Genomic DNA, 16,382 nt, shown 5'->3' with positions numbered 1-16,382 from the left:
ATACCCTCTCTGCGTGGCTCAGCTGACGGTGTCCGGTCGGGACACCGCCTACGTGTGGGTCGGCCGGGACACCGGCGGTCAGCCGGATCCGGCCGCTGTGCTGGTGCGGCGGGCGGGTGCTCTGCTGCTCGGTCGCCCGGAGACCGAGCTGGTGCTGACGCACGACCGCGAGGGACGGCCGGTCGTCCGGGTCGACGACGTGACCGGGTCGGTCGAGGTGGCGGTCAGCGTCAGCCGCACCGCCGGGCTGGTGGCGGTCGCCGCCCGTCGGGCCGGCGCGGTCGGGGTGGACGTGGAGCGGATCCGCCCGCTGCCGGCGCTCGCGCTGGCCCGCCGCTGGTTCCCGCCCGCCGAGCTGGCCTGGTTGGGCGATCGGCCCGAGGCCGGCCGGACGGTGGACTTTCTGCGGCTGTGGACCGCCAAGGAGGCGGTCGGCAAGGCGCTCGGGCGGGGGTTGCGCGACGGCGGGCTGCACCGGTCGATGCCGCCGCCGGGGCTGCCGTTGCGGCCGGTGCCCGGCGACGAACTCCTGCGGGTCGGTCACCCGCGACTGGGCGGGGGCCTCGTCCTGGCGGTCGCCGTGCGGGCGAGCGCGCCGGTCGACGTCGAGGTGGTGCAGCGGCCCGGTCACGGGGTGACCGCCGAGCGCAGCGCGTCGGTCGAGCGGACCAGCTTGCCGGTGGTGGTACGGGGCAACTGATCGAGCAGGTGCAGCGCCCGGGGCCGTTTGTAGCCGGCCAACCGCTCGGCGAGGAGCTTGTCCAGCGTCTCCTCCGACAGCGCGCCGTCGGGTTGGACGTACGCGGTGATGCCGTCGTCCCAGACCACCACGGCGGCGGCAACCCCGGTCAGCTCGGCGACAGTGGCCTCCACCTCGGTCAGGTCGACCTTCATCCCGCCGACGGAGACCTGTGAGTCGAGTCGACCGCGCACCGTGACCAGGCCGGTGTCCTCATCGACGGTGCCGGCGTCGCGGGTGTGCAACCAGCCGTCGGACCAGCGGGTCGGGTCGCTCAGGCCGACGTACGGCGACGCCGGGCAGGACACCCACAGCTCACCGCCGGACTCGCGGACCTCGATCCCGGGCGCGGGGGCGATCGACGGTCGGTGCGACCCGTACAGGTCGGTGCCGATCACCCCGACCTCGGTCATCCCGTACATGTTGCCCAGGGGCACCCCGTACCGGTCGGTGAACGCCCGGGCGACGGCGGGCGGCACCAACTCGCCCCCTGTGGTCATCCGCCGCAGCTGCGGCAGCGGACCGGTCGGGCGGGTGGAGGCGAGCAGTCCGATGTGGAACGGCACACCGAGCACCGTGGCCGGTGTGGTGCCGGCGCTGATCGCGGCCAGCACGGCGTCGCCGCTGAGCCGCTCCGGCGGCACCAGCTCGACCCCGGCGTGCAGCCCGTAGAGCAGGCCGCCGACCAGGCCGAGCACGTGCACCATCGAGGGCAGCAGGATGATCCGCTCGCCGGGCAGCGCCACCCCGTCGATCCGGGTGTAGCGGTGCACCTCGGCGACCAGGTCGGCAGCGGTGCGGCCGATTATCTTGGACGGGCCGGTGGAGCCGGAGCTGAGCTGGATCACGGCATGGCCGCTGACCGCCGGGCTGTCGGCGTACCGGGTGACGCCCTCGGTGACGTCGACGAAGATCTTCAGCGCGCCGCCACCGGTCCGCACCGGAGCAACCACCACCTGCGGGGTCAACCGGGCCAGCGCCCGGTCCACTTCGTGGTCGGTGAGCCGGTGGTCGAGCAGGATCGCCTGCCCTCCGGCGCGCCAGGTGGCGAGCAGGTTCACCACGTACGCCAGCGACGGTGGCAACCGCAGCGCGGCAGCGCCACCGGGGCGCAGTCCGGCGGCGGTCAACCGGTCCTGCGCGTCGGTCACCAGCCGGTGCAGGCTGGCCCGGTCGACGGGCTCGGGCAGACGGAGACAAACGTCGGTCGGGTGGCCGGCGAAAAGGACTTCGTCCACCCAGCCGGGGTCGGTCGCCGTAGGATCTTCTGCCGTCACTACCGTTCACCGCCCAGCATGAAAGAGGGCGAATCCGCCCATCACGTACGCTTGTCGGGGTGCTGCGGGGAACCATACGACGCCCACCAAGCCATTGCTAGATGCGAATGGATGGATCAAAAGCAGCGACGAGCCTGATTGCCGACAGCCCGTTCGGCGGGCAGGATTGGGCGGGCGACTTGGCAGATTGTCACCGAGGCATGACCCCTCGCACAACCGTCGCGCGGTGTCAGCCGGACGGCCGATGGCGGCGCGGTCGCCGGCCGCGCGAGACGGCTCTCGGGCGCCAGGGCCTGTTTCACAAGGGCGGTCGAGCCGAGGCGGTGTCCGGGCGGCGATCCGGCGCAGGCCGGCCAGTTCTTATGAAACAGGCCTCAGCTCGGTTTGATGCTGGCGAGCTGGACGAGCAGCTGAACCAGCCGATACGCCTCGGCGACATCGGCGGCGTGAAAGGCGACCGTCCGGCCGCCACCGACGCGGGTAACACCCGGGACAAGAACCGCGAGGTCGACCATGTACGGCCCGTACAGGTCTACCTCGACGTCAACCGGCCCGGCCACCTTCGCCGGTGGGATCGAGGCGCGCCGGGCAACCGCGTCGGCGGCGGCGTGGCGCAGCCGCTCCCGCGCCTCCTGCGGATGCAGGGCCACCGCCGCGGCCTGACCCAGGGTCTGCTTGACGGCGACGGTGACCGCCGAGGGCACCAGCGCGCTGAACTCGGCGCAGGCGGTGTCGTCTCCGCTGAGCAGGACGACGGGCGCATCGAGGTGCCCTGCCATGGCGACGTTGAGGCCGATCTCGCCCAGCGACCGCCCGGCCACCCGTACGTCGAGGATGGCGTCGCTCATCGTGTGGGCCAGCACGGCGGGCCCGGCACCCGCCCGAGCGTGACAGCCGACGAGCAGGACGGCATCCGTGTGCTCGTCCAGCCCGGCGAGCATGCCCAGCGGGCGGGGTTTGCCCCGCACCAGGTGAGCACGCCGGTCGAGGTCCTCCGGCGGGATGTTCCGGAACGTCCCATGCGCGTCGGCGACCCACACAACCGACTCGGGTTCGGCGTCGAGGACCCCGGCGATCACCGCGTTCGCCTCGGCCGTCATCAACGCCCGGCCGCGCTCGTAGTCGTACCGATCCGGATTCGTCTCGGCGGGATGAACGATCCCCGAGACGCCCTCCATGTCGACGGAGATCAGTACCTTCATGCCCCAGGACCCTACGCGGCACAGCCGCGCCCTCGGCCCGTCCCCACTACGCCGATCTTGCAGTTTCGGTCGTCGAGACGCGTGACATGCCCCCTATGTCGCGACACCAAGTGCAAGATCGCGGGAAGAGGGCCGACGGGAGCGCGGGGAGCCTCAGGCCAGGGCTGGGGTCTGGGCGTGGATGTGGAAGCGCAGCGAACGGGCGTCGGTGAAGCACTCCCGCATCGGGCGTACGAGATCCCGGTGCTCCGGGCTGCGTTCCCACTCTTCGAAGTCGGCCAGGCTCGCCCACTCACTGGTGATCAACCACTGCTCCGGGTCGGTCGACGACCGGCACACCTGGTCGACCAGGTGCCCCGGCACACCTCCGGCGACCAGGTGCCGCACCTGTTCGTACGCGGCGAGGAACTGCTCGGTGCGGGGCACCGGCACCCGTACCAGAAAGACCACCCGGGCCCGTTTGTCGCTCATGACGCCTCTCCCCTCATCGGCGCGGCCCCACGCAGGACCAGCGCGCTGTTGAACCCGTCGAAGCCCCGCGCGCAGATCAGGGCGAGTCGGCTTCGCGGTTGCCGGTGCTCCCGCAGGAAGTCCAGCTCACAGCCCTCGGCCACCTCGTCCGGTCCCGCCGACGCGGGCAACGTGTCGTGGGCGAAGGCGAGCAGCGCGGTGGCCACGTCCAACGCCGAGCCGCCCTGGTACGCCCGACCTGTCAGCGGTTTCTGGGTGGTCACCGGGGGCGGCCGGTCGGCGAACACGGCGCGCAGCGCCTCGGCCTCGCTGCGGTCGTAACGGGGCACACCGAGCGCGTCGGGCAGCACCACGTCGATTCCGGCCGCGGCGACACCCGCCCGGTCCAGGGCCAGGCGCATCGCCCGCGCGTACTGGGCCGGGTCGCCGGTGCTCTCCGCCGTGGTGTGCGCGGCGTCGTGGGTGGAGCCCCAGCCGCTCACCTCGCCGTAGACCCGGGCGCCCCGGGCCAGGGCGTGCCCCAACTCCTCCACCACGAACACGGCTCCGCCCTCGGCCGGCAGGTAGCCGCTGGCCGTGGCGTCGAACGGCCGGTACGCCCGCTCCGGGTCGGCGACGTCACTGAGCAGTCCCGAGCGCAGCTGGCAGGCGAGCGCGTACGGGCTCAACGGGCACTCGGTGGCTCCGGCGATCACGACCGGGGTGCCGCGGCGCACCGCGCGGGCGGCGTGCGCCAGGCTGTCCAGCCCGCCGGCCGACTCCGCGACCAGCACCCCGCTCGGGCCCTTGAACTGGTGGTGAATGGAGAGCTGCCCGACGCTGGCCGCGTAGAACCAGGCGATCGACTGGTAGGCCCCGACCGTCCGGGACGTGCCGCCCCACAGCCGTTGCAGTTCCCGCTGACCGAACAGGTTGCCCCCGGACGAGCTGGCCAGGGTCACCGCGTAGCCGTACGGGTCGGGGGCCCGGTCGGGCAGGCCGGCGTCGGCCAGCGCCAGCCGGGTGGCGGCGAAGCCGAGGTGCGTCCACCGGTCGGTCTGCACCAACTGTCGACTGTCGGCGTAGGAGTCGGCGGTGAAGCCGGGCACCTCCCCGCCGAAGCGGGTCGGATAGCCGGCCGGGTCGAACAACGTGATCGGGCCGGTCCGGCGGGTGCCGGCGAGGACCGTTCGCCAGTGCGCGTCCGCGCCGATGCCGCTCGGTGCGACCACCCCGATGCCGGTCACCACGGCGCGTGCAACCCCGGCGCTCACGCCAGCACTCCGCTTCGCTCCGCGCCGGCGCGAGACGCCACGCTGCTGTGCCTGATGGTTCGCTCGCTACGCTCGCTCACGCCGCCACCGCGCCGAGCATCCGACGGAACACCATCGCCGACTGGAAGCCGCCGAACCCGCTGCCCACCGAGAGGGCGACGTCCACCGGGACCTCCCGCGCCTCGTTGGGTACGTAGTCCAGGTCGCACTCCGGGTCCCGGGTACTCCAGTTCGCCGTCGGCGGCACCACACCGAACTCGATGGCGAGGGCGCACGCGGCCATCTCGATCGACCCGATCGCGCCGAGCGAGTGCCCGACCATCGACTTGATCGAGCTGATCGGTATCCGGTACGCGGCCTGGCCCAGCGCCCGCTTGAACGCGGCCGTCTCGTGTCGGTCGTTCTGCCGGGTGCCCGACCCGTGCGCGCTGATGTAGGAGACCTGCTCGGGCAGGATCCGGCCCTGTCGGAGCGCGTCGGTGACGGCAAGGCCCATCTCCAGCCCGTCGGGCCGCAGCCCGGTCATGTGAAAGCCGTTGCTGCGGCTGGCGTAGCCGGCCACCTCGCAGTAGATGTGCGCTCCCCGCCGCCGGGCGTGCCCGGCCTCCTCCAGCACGAGCACCGCCCCGCCCTCGGCCAGCACGAACCCGTGCCGGTCGGCGTCGAACGGGCGGGAGGCGTGTGCCGGGTCGTCGTTGTCCGGGCTGGTCGCCTTGATCGCGTCGAACGAGGCGACAGTGACCGGCGAGATCGGCGAGTCGGACGCGCCGGCCAGCATCACGTCCGCCTCACCGTCCACGATCATCTGGTGGGCGTACCCGATGGCGTCGATGCCGGAGGTGCAGCCGGTGGACACCACCTGCGCCGGGCCGTGCAACCCGTGCCGGCAGGCCACGTCCGCCGCGAGGCTGCTGGGCACCAGCGCCTGATAGAGGTACGGGCCACCGCGCGCCCCGTCCACCAGCCAACGTCGGCCGTGCTCGCTCACGGTGACGTACTCCTGCTCCAACGCCATCGTGCCGCCCACCGCCGTGCCCAGCACCACCCCGGCCCGGTCCCGTTCCCCGTCGGTGAGCACCAACTGGGCGTCGGCCACCGCCTCGGCGGAGCAGGCCAGGGCGAACTGCACGTACCGGTCGGCCCGGCGTCGCTCGGCCTCGCTGAGCCCCGCCGCGACCGGGTCGAAGTCGCACTCCGCCGCGATCTGCGACCGGAACGCCGACGGGTCGAAGAAACTGATCCGCCGGGTGGCGGTGCGCCCTTCGGTGATGGTCTTCCAGAAGCGGTCCCGGCTGGCGCCGCCCGGGGCGACCACCCCGATCCCGGTCACCACCGTGCGGCGCCCGGTCATGACCCGCCCCGTTGTTCGACCAACTCGGTGTCGACGTGGCCCAGTTCGGGCCGGGGGGCGAGCGGGCCCAGATGGAAGACCACCTCGGCCGGTTCGACGCCGGTGTTGCGCAGCCGGTGCCGCACGTTCACCGGTACGAACAGCCCCTCACCGGCGGCCAGCAGCGTCGGCTGGTCGTCCAGGTCGACGGTGATCGCGCCCCGCACCAGGTACAGGAACTCCTCGCTGTACGGGTGGTAGTGCTCGGCGATCCGCTCCCCCGGCTCGAGCGTGGCCACCCCGAGAAAACCCGAGGTGCTGCCGACGGTGCGGGGGCCGAGCAGCACCCGAAGCTCACCGCCGCGCCGGCGGTCGGCGGGTACGTCCCGGGCGGCGATCGGGCGGGTGCTCAGGTCACTCATCGTCGGCTCCCGTCGGTGCGCCGCTGGTGGTCGGGCTGCCCTGGTCGGCGCGCTGCCAGGCGATCCGCTCCAACCGGTCCTTGATCACCGCGAGTTGGATCACGCTGTTGGTGTTGATCCGCTCGGTCATCGCGGCGTTGTCGACCGGCGCGGTCGGCTTCATCGCGAAGTCCTGCGTCCAGGTCATCCGGGTGCCGCCGGCCTCGTCGGTGTAGCGCCAGTGGATGCGCATGTACTCGAACGGCCCGGTCTCCACCCGGTGTGCCCGGACCTGCCTGCTCACCGGGTCGGCGGTGCGCTCGCTGACCCAGCTCCAGGACACCCCGTTCTCGTCGGGGTACATGGTGAGGCGGAACCGCACCGTGTGCCCCTCGCGGTGCAGGATCTCCACCACGGCGTACTCGGTGAACAGCTCGGTCCAGTTCGCCACGTCGTTGGTGACCTCCCAGACCAGCCCCAGCGGCGCGTCGATGACCACGCTGTTCTCGGTGTGCCCGGGCGGGTCGGCGCGGCGGGCGACCAGGTCGGCCACCGCCGGGATGCTCAACTGTCCGGCCTGCTCGGGGATGGCCACCTGCCAGCGGTCGGCGACGACCGCCGACAGTTCCAGCAGGGCGAGCGAGTCCATGCCCAGCTCCTCCAGCGACGCGGCGGGCGCCCGGGCCGCGGCGTCGGCGTCCAGCCCGCAGTGCGCCACCAGGATGTCGGTGATCTCGGCGGTCATCGGGCGACCATGGGTGACGGTCATCGGGTCCTCCTGTGGGTTGCGTCGGGATCTGCGGCGGGCGCGGTGCGCGGTGCGGGAGTGACCGTCAGCCCCGGCACGGGCGCGGCGAGCAGACGGTCGACCAGGCCGGTGGTGTAGCGGCCCTTGCGGAATGCGGCGTCGTCGAGCACCCGCCGGACGAACGGGATGGTGGTGTGCACCCCCGGACCGGCGATGTCGAACTCGTCCAGGGCACGTTCCAGCCGGTTGAGGGCCAACTCCCGGTCGGGCGCCCAAACGATCACCTTGGCGAGCAGAGAGTCGTACCAGGGGCCGACCAGGTAGCCGGCGCTGGCGTGGGTGTCCACGCGGGTGAACGGGCCGCCGGGTGGGGTGAACCGCTCCAACCGGCCGGGGGTGGGGGCGAAGCCGCGCCCGGGGTCCTCGGTGTTGACCCGACACTCCACCGCGACGCCGTGCAGGCGGATCTCCTGCTGCCGCCACCGCAGCGGTACGCCGGCGGCGATGTGCAGTTGCTCGTGCACCAGGTCGATCCCGGTGACCATCTCGGTGACCGGATGCTCCACCTGGATCCGGCAGTTGATCTCCAGGAAGTGGAACTTCTCCTCGGCGTCGACCAGGAACTCCAACGTGCCGGCACCAACGAAGCCGACTTCGAGCGCGCCCCGCAGCGCGGTCTCGGCGATGGTGTCGAGAACGGCGGCGGGCAGCGCCGGCGCGGGTGCCTCCTCGACCAGTTTCTGGTGCCGGCGCTGCACCGAGCAGTCCCGGGTGCCCAGGTGAACCCCGTTGCCGTGGGCGTCGCAGAGCACCTGCACCTCGACGTGCCGTGCCTCGGTGAGGTAACGCTCGACGTACACCCGGTCGTCGCCGAAGGCGGCCTGCGCGGCGGCCCGGGTCCGGGTGTACGCCCGACGCAGCTCGCCCGGGCTGCGCACCACGGTCATCCCCCGGCCCCCGCCCCCGGCGGCGGCCTTCACGATCACCGGGTAGCCGACGGCGTCGGCCACCTCGGCCGCCGCGGCGGCGGTCGGCACCGGCGCGACACTGCCCGGCGACAGCGGCAGGCCGGCGCGGCTCATCAGCGCGCGGGCCGAGGACTTGTCGGCCAGCGCGGCCATCACCGCCGGTGGCGGGCCGATGAACGTCAGCCCGTTGTCAGCGCAGATCTCGGCGAAGTCGGCGTCCTCGGAGAGGAAGCCGTAACCGGGGTGCACGGCCTGCGCCCCCACCTGCCGGGCCGCCTCCACGATGGCGGCGGCGTTGAGGTAGCTGCGCCGACTCGACGCCGGTCCGATCCGGACGGCCTGGTCGGCGAGGCGGACCGCCGCCGAGTCGGCGTCGGCGGCGGAGTAGACCACCGCCGTTCGCACGCCGAGCTCCTTGCAGGCGCGCAGCACCCGCAGCGCGATCTCGCCCCGGTTGGCGATCAGCACGGTCTCGAACATGGTCAACCACCCCGCGCCGTCATGCCGGGTCCAGTTCGACGAGCGGCTGGTCGTACTCGACCGGCTGGCCGTCCTCGACGAGGATCGCGGCCACTCGGCCGGCCCGGTCGGCGATCACCTCGTTCATCAGCTTCATCGCCTCGACGATGGCCACCGGCTGACCGGGGCGGACCAGGTCTCCCACCGCGACGAACGGCCGCGCGCCGGGCTCCGGCGCCCGGTAGAACGTGCCGACGATCGGTGCCCGCACCGCGGCGCGCCCAGGCACCGGCGGCCGGAGCAGCGCGGGTGCGGCGCCGGGCGCCGACACGACCGCCGGTGCCGCCTCGGCCCGGGGCAGGGGTACGTCCGGTCGGGTCGCGTCTTCGGGGTGCCACTCGACCTCCAGCACCGCCGGCCCGCTGCGCAGCCGGATCCGGCGCACCGGCCCGGCCAGCTCGGCGATCAGGTGCTGCGCCTGCCGGCGCAGCCCGGCGAGGGCCTCCTCGCCGTCCACTCCGACGTCGTCGGACGCGTCAATGGTCGACAGCGCCCGGTCGCCGGCGGTCATCGCAGGCCCGCCCGGGCGCCGACGCGGTTCGCGCCGAACCGTCGGAAGCGTTGCCGACGCAGGCGGACCAGGATGGCCGGCGGCACGTCCAGCAGTGGCAGAAGGTTGGCCAGCAGGGCGGCGCGCAACCGGTGGGCAGTCTCCGCCGGGTCGTCGTGCGCGGCACTCGACGGCTCCGACACGACCTCGTCGACCACCCCGAGCCGGCGCAGGTCGGGTGCGGTCAGTCGCAACGCGCGGGCGGCCTGCGGCGCCGCGGACCGGTCCGGCCAGAGGATCGCCGCACACCCCTCGGGGCTGATCACCGAGTAGACGGCGTTCTCCAGCATCAGCACCCGGTCGGCCACCGCCAGCGCCAGCGCGCCGCCGCTGCCGCCCTCACCGGTGATCACCGCGAGCACGGGGGTGGGCAGCACGGTGAGGGTGAGGATGTTCTCGGCGATGGCCGCCGCCTGGCCCTGCTCCTCGGCGCTCACCCCGGGGTCGGCTCCGGGCGTGTCCACCAGGGTGACCACGGGCAGGCCGAGGCGGGCCGCGAGGCGCATGAGCCGCAGCGCCTTGCGGTGCCCGGACGGGCTGGCCATGCCGAAGTTGCGGGCGACCAACTCGGCGGTGGTGTGCCCCTTCTGGTGGCCGATGACCATCACGTGCCGGCCGGCCAACCGCGCCACCCCACCCACGATGGCCGGGCAGTCCGCGCCGAGCCGGTCGCCGTGCAGCTCCACGAACCCGTCGAAGACGGAGTCCAGGTAGTCCAGTGTGGTGGGCCGCCCGGGGTGCCGCGCCATCCGGACGGTGTCCCACGCGTCGCGTACCGCCGGGGTGCCGGCGTCTCCCTCGGCCACCGGGCCCGTCGGCCGCGCCAGGACCGCGCCGTCGTCGGCGACGCGCTCGCGGTGCGACGCCGGCTCCTGACGGGGTACGGGCGAACGCGCCGGACGGCCGGCGCGGGTCGCGGCGAGCAGTGCCATCAGCCGTGCGCGCAGCGACCGGCGCTGCACCACCATGTCGACCTGCCCGTGTCGGAGCAGGAAGTCGGCGGTCTGGAAGCCCTCCGGCAGGGCCCTCCCGGTGATCTGGCGGATGACCCGAGGGCCGGCGAAGCCCATCCGCGCGCCGCTCTCGGCGAGCACCAGGTCGGTGTTGGTGGCGAACGAGGCGGCCACCCCGCCGTAGGTCGGGTCGGTGAGGACGCTCACGGTGAGCAGCCCTGCCTCGCGCAACGCGGCGATGGCCTGACTGACGGTCGCCATCTGCATCAACGACAGCGCGCCCTCCTGCATCCGCGCCCCGCCGGAGGCGGTGATCAGGACGAGCGGGGTGCGGTCGTCCAGCGCCCGTTCGGCCGCCCGGGTGATCAGCTCGCCCACCGCGCAGCCCAGGCTGCCGCCGAGGAAGCGGAAGTCCATCACCGCCAGGGCCACCGGGTGCCCACCGATGGTGGCCGTGGCGCAGACGACCCCCTCGGCAAGGCCCGTGCTGGCCCGCGCGCCGGTGAGCCGGTGCGGGTACGGCAGCACGTCGACGAAGTCGAGCGGGTCCGCCTCCGGCGGTCGGTCGGGCAGCAGGCACAGCGAACCCGGGTCGACCAGTTGGCGCAGACGTTCCGGCGCGCCGAGTCGGGCATGTTCGCCGCACTCCGGGCAGACGTCGAGGTTGCGGCGCAGCCGTTTGCGGTAGAGCAGACTGGCGCAGCCGGCGCAGCGGGACCAGAGCTGCTCTTCGCGCGGCGCGGTGGCCGTCACGACCGCCGCCCGGTGTCAGGCGCGTCGAACCGGTAGAAGCACCGCGCCATGGCGTCACGCGGCGAGCGCCAGGTCGACAGGTACGGCGACACGTAGGGGCGCAGGCGGTCACTGACCCGGATGAACTCGGGATGGTCACGAGCGGCCTCCACCGCGCCCTCCGCCGGCTGCGCGGTCTCGAGCAGGTGCACATAGAGGTCGTGCAGTCGGTACAGCGAGCGGTGCCGGACACCGACCAGGCGCGGCAGCTCCGTCGCGTCCGACTCGGCGAAGATCTCGGCGACCCGCTCCTCGGCGGTCGGATCCACCTTCGCGACGATCAGCGATCGGTCCATACTGGGCCTCCCCCCACAGCGTCCGGCCGGCGACGGGTGGCCCCCGGACGCGCTGGACGACTGCCGACACGATGCGCCGATCCTCGTCACGGCGGCGTCACCGCGCCGGATCGGTCAGCGACGGATGGTGGTGACGCTGCGTTGACGCAACCTGTGTATCAGCTATGCGCCGAGCGCGCTCCACGCCCTAATGTTTATGCAGTTCAGAACCGATCTCGGGTTGGCTGCCACCAATAGAAGGTCCACGCTGGCGTTGACGCAAAGTGACCGTGATTGATAATCTTCAGCGTGGCCAGTCCGGCGGCCTCGGCGGCGGGGCCACGCCCGGCCACGCCGCGATCGGCGGGGTCGACAGTGGCGTCGAGGGCAACCGATCCGGGACACAGCAGACAGTCGGGACGAGCGTTCCGCAGGGGGTGCCGCCGTGGCCGCTGATCCGTCCGTGCCGACCGCCGGAGACCCGCCCGAGGAGGGCGTCTCACTGCACCTGCTCGGAGGCTTCCGACTCCTCCGAGAGGCGGTGCCGGTCGTGGTGCCGCGCGGCCTGCAACGGGTGATCGCGCTGATCGGGCTCCGCCCCGGCGCCACCCGCAGCCAGCTCGCCGGGCTGCTCTGGCCCGACGCGTCGGAGGAACGGGCGCTGTCCTCCCTACGTACCGCCCTGTGGCGGCTGCGACAGGACCCTTGCTGCCCGATGACAGTGGCCAGCGACACCGTGCGCCTCGGCCCGGCGGTCCGGCTCGACGTGGACGACCTGGTCGGCACCGCGGCCCGGGTCCGGGACGGCGACGACCCGCGCACCGCGGCCGGGGCGCTGGCCGCCGGGCGGCACGACCTCCTACCCGGCTGGTACGACGACTGGGTGCTGCTGGACCGGGAACGCCTGCGCCAACTCCGCCTGCACATGCTGGAACAGGTGGCCGGGCACCACCTGGCCGCGGGGCGGCACGGCCAGGCCCTCGAAGCCGCGTTGGAGGCGATGGCCGCCGAGCCGTTACGGGAGACACCACACCGACTGGTGGTCCGCATCCACCTGGCCGAGGGCAACGCCTTCGAAGCCGTGCACGCCTTCTACGTCTACCGGGACCTGTTGCGCCGGGAGCTGCGGCTGGAGCCCAGCCCCGCCATGAGCGCCCTGCTCGACGACACCCTCGCCCCGATCCGACAGGCCAGCCGCGAGGCCATCACCGACCGCCCGTCACCCGCCGTTCGGCGTACGTGACGGCGGTGCCCGTCACCGCCCGGTCGGCGTACGTGACGGTGATGTGACAGTCGCTGCGGCACGGTGGGCGCACAGAGCACGTGGCACCGATCCCCGAGGGGTTGGGCAGGCCACCGGCGGAAGGGGTCCCATGAGTCGTCTACTGATCGTCAGCCGGATCATCCCGGGAGCGGAGGGGCGGGTCGCGCAGATCTTCGCCGAATCCGACGCCACCGAACTGCCCAGCCTGACCGGTGTCACGCACCGTTCCCTGTACTGCCTGCACGACCTGTGCGTACACCTGCTGGAGACCTCGGACGACGTCGACCCGGACGCGCTCGCGGCGGCCCGCAACCACCCGCTCTTCCGACAGGTCAACGAGCGGCTCTCCGCGCACACGTCGCCGTACCTGCCGACCTGGCGTTCCCCCCGGGACGCGATCGCCGGCTGCTTCTACCGGTGGGACGCGGCCGATGCGCCGGCAGCGCGCCCAACCAGCACCGACGTGCCCACCGCGCGCCCGGCCGGCACCGAGGCGCCCGGTCCGCGCCCGGCCGTTACCGAGGCGCCCGCCGCGCACCCGGCCGGCTGACATGTCCGCCGCGCCGCCGCACGTCCTGATCATCGGCGCGGGCACGGGCGGGCTGTGCCTGGCGCACGGCCTGCGCCGCGCCGGGATCAGCGTCGCCGTCTACGAACGGCACCGCGACCGCGCCGAAGGGCTGCTCGGCTACCGGGTCGGCATCGGCCCCACCGGTAGCCGGGCGCTGCGGGAGTGTCTGCCCCCGGAGCTGTTCGCCACCTTCCTGGCCACCTGTGCCCGGCCGCCGCACTACTTCAACGTCGTCACCCAGGGGCTCCGCCAGACCGCGTCGTTCGCGCTGCGGCCGAGCGCCGACCCGGTCCGCACCGAACACTCGGTGGCCCGGATGGTGCTGCGCCAGGTGCTGCTGACCGGCCTGGAGGACGTGGTGCACTTCGACAAGACCTTCACCCGGTACGAGCAGCGCGACGACGGCACGGTCACCGCGCACTTCGCCGACGGCACCAGCGCCACCGGCGACCTGCTGGTGGCGGCCGACGGCACCCATTCCGCCGTACGCCGCCAGTACCTGCCGCACGCCGTCACCCGCGACGCCGGGACGATCAACATCGCCACCCGGATCCCGCTGACCCCGCACACCCGCGGTCTCATTCCGGAGCGGGTCCAGCAGGGCATCTCGCTGATCTTCGGCGTCGGCGGCATGATGGGCGTGCTGCACGTCATGGAGTTCAAGTGGGACGCCGAACGCGCGATCAAGCCCGGCGTCAGCGAGCCCGACGCCGCCCTGCTCCGAGACTGGCCCGGCCTGGCCCACGACACCACCACCGACAACATCAATCTGATCATCTGGAGTGCGGTCAACCGGTTCCCGGCCGACATCATGGAACGCCGCGGTGAGGACCTGGTGCAGGTCGCCCTGGACCTCACCTCGAACTGGCACCCGCACCTACGGGAACTGCTCGCCCACGCGGACCCGGCCAGCGCCCTACCGATCAAAGTGTCCACGTCCGAGCCGGTGCCGCCCTGGAAGAGCAGCACCGTCACCATGCTCGGCGACGCCATCCACACCATGACGCCAGGTCGGGGCGTGGGCGCGAACACCGCGCTGCGCGACGCCCGCCTGCTCTGCGCACAGCTCAGCCGCGCCACCGCCGGCGACAAGACGCTGCTCCAGGCGGTCGCCGACTACGAGGCCGTGATGGCGCCGTACGGCTTCGCCCGGGTCGCCGAATCGCTGAACCGCAGCGGCACCAGCGGCGACGACCGGATGTACCGACCGGTGGTGGGTCGGCTCGCGCTGCTCGGCGCGCGCGGCTACTTCGGAGTGACCAGCCGGGTACCACGGCTCCGTCGCCGATTCGTCGACGACTTCCACACCTACGAGGGCGACCGGGACTGAACCCCGCATCGCCCGACCCGGGCTCGGCGTCCCACGCCGGGCCCGGGTCTCAGCGTGTCCGGAGCGCTCAGCCCGACCGGTACATGCCGGGCCCGGTCTCGTCTCGTCGGTTTCGGTGTGATCGGGCGACGCTGTGTTACCCGGCAGGCACCGGCTGAGGTGGCTGGCCCACCGGCAACGCTGACGGCCGATCCTGCCTGTCGTCGGCAATACGCGTGTGCGAAGCTGCGGCGAGTTTTTCTCGTGACTTTTCCAACGAGCTGAGAGGGAGGTTCGCCGTGGCGTGGTCTTTCGGACACTCGCTGATAGTGGTACTGGCACTGTTGCTGGGCCTGGCCGCCGGGTGGCTGCTGCGCGGCCGACGGGGCGTACAGGACAATTCGATTGTGGATGGTGACCCCGTCGCCGGTCTGGCCGTGATCACCACGCCCACGCCGGCTGCCACCACCGACGAGGCCCAGCCTGCGGCCGCCGTCGACCCGGCACCCACCGCGGTCGCCGACGAGCCGGTACCGGTCGACACGGTCAGCGCGCCAGCCGCGCTGACCGAACCGGACGGTCCCGCCCCGGTGCCCGTGCCGGCGGAGGCTCCGAGCACCGTCGACCCGGCGGACATGGCGCTGACCGAGGACCCGCCGCCCGTACCGGCCACCGAGCAGTCCGACGCCGCTGAGCTGCGGCAGGAGCCGGCGGTGGAATCGGCCCCCGAGCCGGTCACTGTCGACGAGCAGGCCGCCCCGGCGGCCGTGATCGCCCCCCGCCAGCCGGCGGACGATCTCCCGTCCGCCGACACCGCACCGCTCGACACGACGCCGGCCGACGACGCTTCGACCGACGTCGCGCCGGTCGCGGCCAACCCGGTCGAGACCACGCCCGTCAACAGCACGCCGATCGACTCGGCGCCGGCCGAGGCGGTGGCGGCCTCCGTTGACCCGGCCGACGACGTGGAGACCAAGGCCACGGCGGTCGACGCCACGCCGGCAGAGGCGGTGGCGACCCCGGGCCCGTCCGATGACGAGCCGGTGCAGGCCGATTCCGTGAACGCCGAGCCTGCGGTTGCCGCCGCGGCGGTGGCCGCGCCTCCGGTCCGCCCGACCGTCGCCGCGACCCCTCCGGTCCGTTCGGCCGCCGACACAACGGTCAGCAGCGTCGACGCCGACCCGACGGGCCCTGCCGACGACTTCCGCCGGATCCAGGGGATCGGGCCGAAGATGGCGGCCGCGTTGCAGGACGCTGGCGTGCGCACGTACGGCCAGCTCGGCGAGTTGGACGAGCCGGCGCTGCGCGACCTGATCCGGGCCGCCGGCCTGCGCGCCGCACCTGGGCTGGCCAGTTGGGCGCAGCAGGCACGCGTGCTCGCCGGCGCTGGCGACGAGATGGCCGCGGTGCTGCCGAACGGCAACCAGGCCTGACCGACCGCATTCGAGCCCCCGGCAGCCGTCCACCACGACGGCGCGCCGGGGGCTCGGCCGTAGCACTGAACGCGCGCGTTGAGGTGCGATGTCGCCGATCGCGGCGTCGGCGACGCGGTTCAGTTTCTTCGCGCCGACACCCGCTTTGACCAGCACCTCGAGCCCGCGATGCGTGCTGACGATCAGCCCGCCGAGCACCTCCCCGCAAGATCGTGCTCGATCCTGGATGCAGTGGCGTCGGGTGCGACGGATGCCACTACATCCACGATGGTGCGCGATCTTGCGGCGGAAGCCGGAAGCCGCTGCGCCCGACCTCCGGGCCGCCGC

General features: G+C 73.0%; 15 protein-coding genes and 1 pseudogene. 5 read left to right on the top strand and 11 right to left on the bottom strand.

The features are described from left to right. The first annotated feature begins 13 nt into the window (after window positions 1-13). Window positions 14-700, top strand: a complete 687-nt coding sequence (locus tag ACFYP0_RS01380; RefSeq protein WP_244219076.1) for a 4'-phosphopantetheinyl transferase family protein — start codon at window positions 14-16, stop codon at window positions 698-700. On the opposite strand, the gene ACFYP0_RS01375 is transcribed toward ACFYP0_RS01380, so the two are convergent. From ACFYP0_RS01375 to ACFYP0_RS01325, 11 genes are all read right to left on the bottom strand, one after another. Further along, a complete protein-coding gene (locus ACFYP0_RS01375; protein ID WP_356976519.1) occupies window positions 628-1,977 on the bottom strand; it encodes a class I adenylate-forming enzyme family protein in 1,350 nt (449 codons plus the stop codon). The two genes, ACFYP0_RS01380 and ACFYP0_RS01375, sit on opposite strands and share 73 nt — an antisense overlap. A gap of 413 nt (window positions 1,978-2,390) precedes the next feature. Then, complete coding sequence (locus ACFYP0_RS01370) at window positions 2,391-3,218, bottom strand: M55 family metallopeptidase (RefSeq protein ID WP_124858866.1); 828 nt, start codon at window positions 3,216-3,218, stop codon at window positions 2,391-2,393. A 153-nt stretch (window positions 3,219-3,371) separates the two neighbouring features. After that, entirely contained in the window at window positions 3,372-3,689 is a 318-nt protein-coding gene (locus tag ACFYP0_RS01365; RefSeq protein ID WP_124858865.1) for an antibiotic biosynthesis monooxygenase family protein, read from the bottom strand. Continuing rightward, entirely contained in the window at window positions 3,686-4,942 is a 1,257-nt protein-coding gene (locus ACFYP0_RS01360; RefSeq protein WP_124858864.1) for a beta-ketoacyl synthase N-terminal-like domain-containing protein, read from the bottom strand. Before ACFYP0_RS01360 ends, ACFYP0_RS01365 begins: the two co-directional genes overlap by 4 nt. 76 nt (window positions 4,943-5,018) lie before the next feature. After that, on the bottom strand, window positions 5,019-6,293 hold the full coding sequence (locus tag ACFYP0_RS01355) for a beta-ketoacyl-[acyl-carrier-protein] synthase family protein (protein ID WP_124858863.1): 1,275 nt from the start codon (window positions 6,291-6,293) through the stop codon (window positions 5,019-5,021). Continuing rightward, window positions 6,290-6,694 (bottom strand): cupin domain-containing protein, encoded by a 405-nt coding sequence (locus tag ACFYP0_RS01350; protein ID WP_112587250.1) that lies wholly within the window; start codon window positions 6,692-6,694, stop codon window positions 6,290-6,292. Before ACFYP0_RS01350 ends, ACFYP0_RS01355 begins: the two co-directional genes overlap by 4 nt. Next, window positions 6,687-7,442 carry an SRPBCC family protein gene (locus ACFYP0_RS01345; protein WP_356976523.1) on the bottom strand — a complete coding sequence of 252 codons (756 nt, stop codon included), beginning with the start codon at window positions 7,440-7,442 and terminating at the stop codon, window positions 6,687-6,689. Before ACFYP0_RS01345 ends, ACFYP0_RS01350 begins: the two co-directional genes overlap by 8 nt. Next, window positions 7,439-8,869, bottom strand: a complete 1,431-nt coding sequence (locus ACFYP0_RS01340) for an acetyl-CoA carboxylase biotin carboxylase subunit (RefSeq protein WP_356976525.1) — start codon at window positions 8,867-8,869, stop codon at window positions 7,439-7,441. The genes ACFYP0_RS01345 and ACFYP0_RS01340 overlap by 4 nt, the downstream gene beginning before the upstream one ends. 19 nt (window positions 8,870-8,888) lie before the next feature. Next, the gene (locus ACFYP0_RS01335; protein WP_356976527.1) at window positions 8,889-9,419 is read right to left on the bottom strand and encodes an acetyl-CoA carboxylase biotin carboxyl carrier protein; all 531 of its coding nucleotides are present in this window, start codon (window positions 9,417-9,419) and stop codon (window positions 8,889-8,891) included. Beyond that, window positions 9,416-11,164: an acetyl-CoA carboxylase carboxyltransferase subunit alpha gene (locus ACFYP0_RS01330; RefSeq protein WP_355496335.1), complete on the bottom strand. Its 1,749-nt coding sequence runs from the start codon at window positions 11,162-11,164 to the stop codon at window positions 9,416-9,418. Before ACFYP0_RS01330 ends, ACFYP0_RS01335 begins: the two co-directional genes overlap by 4 nt. Continuing rightward, on the bottom strand, window positions 11,161-11,499 hold the full coding sequence (locus tag ACFYP0_RS01325; RefSeq protein WP_091408771.1) for a TcmI family type II polyketide cyclase: 339 nt from the start codon (window positions 11,497-11,499) through the stop codon (window positions 11,161-11,163). Before ACFYP0_RS01325 ends, ACFYP0_RS01330 begins: the two co-directional genes overlap by 4 nt. 424 nt (window positions 11,500-11,923) lie before the next feature. On the opposite strand from ACFYP0_RS01325, the gene ACFYP0_RS01320 reads away from it, so the two are divergent. From ACFYP0_RS01320 to ACFYP0_RS01305, 4 genes and pseudogenes are all read left to right on the top strand, one after another. Beyond that, window positions 11,924-12,721, top strand: a complete 798-nt coding sequence (locus ACFYP0_RS01320) for an AfsR/SARP family transcriptional regulator (RefSeq protein WP_124858858.1) — start codon at window positions 11,924-11,926, stop codon at window positions 12,719-12,721. A 130-nt stretch (window positions 12,722-12,851) separates the two neighbouring features. Then, window positions 12,852-13,184, top strand: a pseudogene (locus ACFYP0_RS01315) (TcmI family type II polyketide cyclase); the annotation flags it as partial. 109 nt (window positions 13,185-13,293) lie between these two features. Continuing rightward, the gene (locus ACFYP0_RS01310) at window positions 13,294-14,643 is read left to right on the top strand and encodes an FAD-dependent oxidoreductase (RefSeq protein ID WP_356976530.1); all 1,350 of its coding nucleotides are present in this window, start codon (window positions 13,294-13,296) and stop codon (window positions 14,641-14,643) included. Between the two features lie 308 nt (window positions 14,644-14,951). Then, the gene (locus tag ACFYP0_RS01305; protein ID WP_386993909.1) at window positions 14,952-16,055 is read left to right on the top strand and encodes a hypothetical protein; all 1,104 of its coding nucleotides are present in this window, start codon (window positions 14,952-14,954) and stop codon (window positions 16,053-16,055) included. Window positions 16,056-16,382 lie beyond the last annotated feature (327 nt).

Source organism: Micromonospora arida (genome assembly GCF_042873195.1).
In the GTDB taxonomy this organism is placed as follows: domain Bacteria; phylum Actinomycetota; class Actinomycetes; order Mycobacteriales; family Micromonosporaceae; genus Micromonospora; species Micromonospora arida.
Note: the sequence above shows the minus strand (reverse complement) of the source record. Positions and strands in the feature narration are given on the sequence as shown.

Bases quoted from the DNA above. Each gene is read 5' to 3' on its own strand.
- ACFYP0_RS01370 (WP_124858866.1), bottom strand. From the start codon at position 3,218: ATGAAGGTACTGATCTCCGTCGACATGGAGGGCGTCTCGGGGATCGTT.
- ACFYP0_RS01365 (WP_124858865.1), bottom strand. From the start codon at position 3,689: ATGAGCGACAAACGGGCCCGGGTGGTCTTTCTGGTACGGGTGCCGGTG.
- ACFYP0_RS01355 (WP_124858863.1), bottom strand. From the start codon at position 6,293: ATGACCGGGCGCCGCACGGTGGTGACCGGGATCGGGGTGGTCGCCCCG.
- ACFYP0_RS01350 (WP_112587250.1), bottom strand. From the start codon at position 6,694: ATGAGTGACCTGAGCACCCGCCCGATCGCCGCCCGGGACGTACCCGCC.
- ACFYP0_RS01345 (WP_356976523.1), bottom strand. From the start codon at position 7,442: ATGACCGTCACCCATGGTCGCCCGATGACCGCCGAGATCACCGACATC.
- ACFYP0_RS01340 (WP_356976525.1), bottom strand. From the start codon at position 8,869: ATGTTCGAGACCGTGCTGATCGCCAACCGGGGCGAGATCGCGCTGCGG.
- ACFYP0_RS01335 (WP_356976527.1), bottom strand. From the start codon at position 9,419: ATGACCGCCGGCGACCGGGCGCTGTCGACCATTGACGCGTCCGACGAC.
- ACFYP0_RS01325 (WP_091408771.1), bottom strand. From the start codon at position 11,499: ATGGACCGATCGCTGATCGTCGCGAAGGTGGATCCGACCGCCGAGGAG.
- ACFYP0_RS01310 (WP_356976530.1), top strand. From the start codon at position 13,294: ATGTCCGCCGCGCCGCCGCACGTCCTGATCATCGGCGCGGGCACGGGC.